This is a genomic window from Sphingopyxis sp. BSNA05, from assembly GCF_013265645.1.
Taxonomy (GTDB): Bacteria; Pseudomonadota; Alphaproteobacteria; order Sphingomonadales; family Sphingomonadaceae; genus Parasphingorhabdus.
In genome coordinates, this window is sequence record NZ_PYIA01000069.1 from 1 (window position 1) to 3,267 (window position 3,267).

Genomic DNA, 3,267 nt, shown 5'->3' on the forward strand with positions numbered 1-3,267 from the left:
GACGAGTGCGCGCAACCGTGCTTCGACAGGCTCAGCACGAACGGAGAGTGTTCGATTACCCATATAAGAATATTGTCCTGTTACCCGGAAAGTACAACAATATTCCCGCCACCTCAGTTTCCAAAATCCACGCCCGCAAAAGCGCTTTCCTACACCGTGCCGGATCGCTTATTCTCGCAACCGTTAGGCTCTTTGACATTCTGGATACAGACGAAAGGACATCACTCAGTGCTCACAGTCGGCCGAAATTCGCCGCTGATCCAAAGGTCACACTCGGCGCCATGTTGTTAATTGAAAAGCGCCGGAATTTTGCAGATTTGGGGCAAAGGTCACAGAAAAGAAAAAGGCGCGCTGCTGTAAAGTTTGCAGAGGCGGTCCCTAGATTGCCGCCTGCGCGCTCATGATCTCTTTGCCGTCATCGCCAATCACGGCGAGCGTAATAGCCTCGCCCTCCTGTTTGCAGACGAGATATATAGCGGCATTGGCGAAGGCGGGCGCCTGTCCACGAAAGGAAAAGCTCGAGAGCCTGTTTGCTCCCAGTTCGCTTGCGGCCAGATTGAGCAATAATGTCGCCATCAGCGGGCCTTGCACGACAAGGCCGGGATAGCCTTCTTCCTGCATCGCATAGGGCTGGTCATAATGGATGCGGTGGCTGTTGAAGGTCAGGGCGGAATAGCGGAATAATAATGGTTCGGACGACATGATTGTCTGCTGCCACGTCCAACCGCTGAGGTCTGGAGTTTCGTGGCCGGCCACCCTGGCCGGTGCTGCGGTGGTCGCTGGCTCGCGATAGACGATATTCTGCCGTTCCCTGATCGCCACCCGTTCACCGACGCGCGTTTCATGATCGAAAGCAACAAAGACCAGATCGCCAGACTTGCCCGATTTCTCGTCAATGCTGGCCACGGTCGACACGCGCGTGATCTCATCACCCAGTTGCAGCGCATGTTCGAAAGACACATTACTCGACGCCCACATCCGGCGGGGCAGGGGAATCGGCGGGAGGAAGCCGCCTTTTGCGGGATGGCCATCTTCTGCCAGTTCCGCAGTCGGCGCATCAGGCAGGCACAGGCACCAGTGCAATCCCTGTGGAATGTCGTCGGTGACGGGCATATCGATTGTCGCGCAAAAGCGTTGCAGCAGACCCGGCGTTATCACGTCGTGGCGCGTCTCGCTTTTGCCGATCCAGTCTGCCCAGTCGGCCATCAATAGCTCCTCGGCAGACCCAGCACATGTTCGGCGACATAGGACAGGATCATATTGGTGCTGATCGGGGCGACCTGATAGAGCCTTGTCTCGCGGAACTTGCGCTCGACATCATATTCTGCGGCAAAGCCGAAGCCGCCATGGGTCTGGACACAGGCCTCGCCCGCTGCCCAGCTGGCGTCGGCGGCGAGCATCTTGGCCATATTGGCTTCCTCACCGCAATTTTCGCCGGCTTCATATTTGCGCAGGCCTTCGTGGACCAGCAATTCGGCGGCGCGCATTTGCGCATAGGCGCGGGCGATCGGAAATTGCACGCCCTGGTTCTGGCCGATCGGCCGGTCGAACAGGACCCGTTCCTTGGCGTAAGCGGTCGCCTTCTCGATGAACCATTTGGCGTCACCAATACATTCCGCAGCGATCAGCAGCCGCTCGGCGTTCATGCCGGAGAGGATATAGCGAAAGCCATTGCCTTCCTCGCCGATCAGATTGGCGGCCGGCACGCGCATATTGTCGAAGAACAATTCGGTGGTGCTGTGGTTCATCATCGTGTCGATCGGCCGGATGGTGAGACCCTTGCCGAGCGCCGCGTTCATGTCGACGAGAAAAACCGACAGGCCGTCGGTGCGTTTGGCGACCTGATCGCGCGGTGTCGTGCGGGCGAGCAACAGCATCAGGTCGCTATGCTCGGCCCGGCTGGTCCATAATTTCTGGCCGTTGATGACATAATCATCGCCGTCGCGCTTGGCGACGGTCTTCAGCGCCAGCGTATCGGTTCCGCTGGTCGGCTCGGTCACGCCAAAGGCCTGCAGGCGCAATTCGCCGGTGGCGATCTTCGGCAGATATTGGGATTTCTGCTCGTCCGATCCGTGGCGGAGCATCGTGCCCATGATATACATTTGCGCGTGCACCGCGCCGCCGTTGCAGCCCTGCGCCTGAATTTCCTCGAGGATCGCCGCCGCTGCCGAAATCGGCAATCCGGCGCCGCCAAATTCTTCGGGGATCAGGGCTGCAAGATAGCCAGCGTCACCAAGAGCCGCGACAAAATCGGACGGATATTCACGTGACTTGTCACGGGCGCGCCAATATTCGCCCGGGAATTTCTGGCAAAGCTTGGCAACTTCATCGCGTATCTCACTGTAATCCTGCATGCATTCCTGTCCTTCAATCCTGTATTGTTGGCAACCGTCCTGACACCCGGCACCGCTCGCAAAAGCCATCAGCCCCGGACAGCCACAGGCTGCGGTCTTCGATCATGATTGAAACGAACTTGGCCGGAAGATCAACCGCCAATCACGCGATGACCGGTCCGGCGACAGACATGAGGCCGCTCGTCAGATGGTCTCCGGCCAGTAGAGCCGCATCGGATTGGCGACGAGCAGCTTGCGCTGGAGTTCTTCGGTCACCGCAATCCTCGGGATCATATCGACCAGATGCCCGTCGTCGGGGATGTTCGATTGCATATTGGGATGGGGCCAGTCGGTGCCCCATATCACGCGATCCTGATAGTCCTCGACCAGCGGCCGGACCGCTGTGGCAAAGTCATACCACGGATCACCGCTTGCATCGAGCCGGTCGGGGCAGGTGGCCTTGAACCAGATATCGGGGCGGGAATCGAGCAAGGTCCGGAAGGCTTTCATCTCCGGTCCGTCGGGCCCCTGACTGACATCGGGTCGGCCCATATGGTCGATCACCACCGGCACAGGTATCGCGTCGATGAAGGCGCGCATCTCGTTCAATATGTCGGCCTCGAAATAGATCACGACATGCCAGTCCGCGGGCAGACGGCCGGCGACTTCGAGAAACTTGTCCTTGGGCGCATTGTCGACAAGGCGCTTGAGGAAATTGAAGCGAACGGCGCGGATGCCGCCTTCGTGCAGCGCTGCAAGGTCGGCATCGCTGATATCCGGATCGACCACGGCGACGCCGCGCGCCTTGCCGTTCGACTTGGCGATGGCATCCAGAGTGGCGCTGTTGTCGGTGCCGTGGCAACTGGCCTGGACGATCACATTGCGATCAAAACCGAGATGGTCGCGCAAGGCAAAGAGCATATCCGGCCCGGCG

Annotated in this window: 4 protein-coding genes; 1 reads left to right on the forward strand and 3 read right to left on the reverse strand. The window is 59.1% G+C overall.

Annotated features, from left to right (window positions below; translation table 11 throughout):
• On the forward strand, positions 1 to 404 hold a 404-nt coding region (locus C8024_RS20145; RefSeq protein WP_217272075.1), incomplete at its 5' end, for a hypothetical protein.
• Here C8024_RS20145 and C8024_RS07660 read toward each other — a convergent pair.
• The 3 genes from C8024_RS07660 to C8024_RS07670 form a co-directional block, all read right to left on the reverse strand.
• A complete protein-coding gene (locus C8024_RS07660) occupies positions 379 to 1,206 on the reverse strand; it encodes a MaoC family dehydratase N-terminal domain-containing protein (protein ID WP_173203885.1) in 828 nt (275 codons plus the stop codon). The two genes, C8024_RS20145 and C8024_RS07660, sit on opposite strands and share 26 nt — an antisense overlap.
• A complete protein-coding gene (locus C8024_RS07665) occupies positions 1,206 to 2,354 on the reverse strand; it encodes an acyl-CoA dehydrogenase family protein (RefSeq protein WP_173203886.1) in 1,149 nt (382 codons plus the stop codon). The genes C8024_RS07660 and C8024_RS07665 overlap by 1 nt, the downstream gene beginning before the upstream one ends.
• Before the next feature lie 183 nt (positions 2,355 to 2,537).
• The coding region (locus tag C8024_RS07670; protein ID WP_173203887.1) for an amidohydrolase family protein at positions 2,538 to 3,267 on the reverse strand (730 nt) is incomplete at its 5' end.

Excerpts from the sequence above, each read along its gene's own strand:
- C8024_RS07665 (WP_173203886.1), bottom strand. The coding sequence starts at position 2,354 with ATGCAGGATTACAGTGAGATACGCGATGAAGTTGCCAAGCTTTGCCAG.
- C8024_RS07660 (WP_173203885.1), bottom strand. The coding sequence starts at position 1,206 with ATGGCCGACTGGGCAGACTGGATCGGCAAAAGCGAGACGCGCCACGAC.